At 49.5% G+C, this 659-nt stretch carries 1 protein-coding gene; it reads right to left on the bottom strand.

Annotated features, from left to right (window positions below):
* Nucleotides 1–659 (bottom strand): hypothetical protein (locus MKP05_RS22040; protein ID WP_369127988.1); only part of this gene is annotated, 659 nt, incomplete at both ends.

Below are 659 nucleotides of genomic sequence, written 5' to 3'. Positions count from 1 at the left end.
GGTCAGAGGGAAAGAGAATATCCGCAAAGCCTTTATCGCCATTGCCGACTATTTCCAGCACCGACTGGTGGTGACTCAGGGGAAAATGGAGGTTATTGAAGGCGGCGGCAATGCGCTGGTGATTATGGAGACCCGGCTGGATATCCCGACGGCGGACGGGATATCCCAGGTTACGCGACGCGCCACCTATGTCTTTCAGAAGCAGGGCGAACGCTGGCTGTGCACCGTCGATTTTGAGCATGGGAACGCCATTGAACATCACGTTCGTGATGTTTTCACCGTCCAGCGCAAAGTGATCCCAATCCTCTACAGGTAACGGTGTTGGCTTATTGGTCATGTAGCGAGGATTGAAGTTAGCCAGGAATTTTTGCAGCTTCCAGATACCCTCAGCGCCTAATTCTTCATTTTCAGGCGAAAAGAAAGACAGACGGAGCTGTAAGTCGTTCAGGGTATCTTTGAGTTTACGGCACTGTTTCTCAAACTCCTCTATTTCCACTTTAAAGGCATCACGCTCTTTAAAGACAAGGCCGATGCGCTTACGGGCGTCTTCATCAAACACACCGTTAAAAAGGTTTTTGAAAAATGTAGTCGAGAAAATACTGTTCAGGTCTTCATCCGGGCTGACCTCGATCAACCAGAAAAGACGGGAATCGTTGAGG

The sequence above is a fragment of the Halomonas flagellata genome (assembly GCF_022487945.1).
Lineage (GTDB): Bacteria > Pseudomonadota > Gammaproteobacteria > Pseudomonadales > Halomonadaceae > Halomonas > Halomonas flagellata.
The sequence above is the reverse complement of the archived record's forward strand: the minus strand, read 5'-3'. Positions and strand labels throughout refer to the sequence as shown.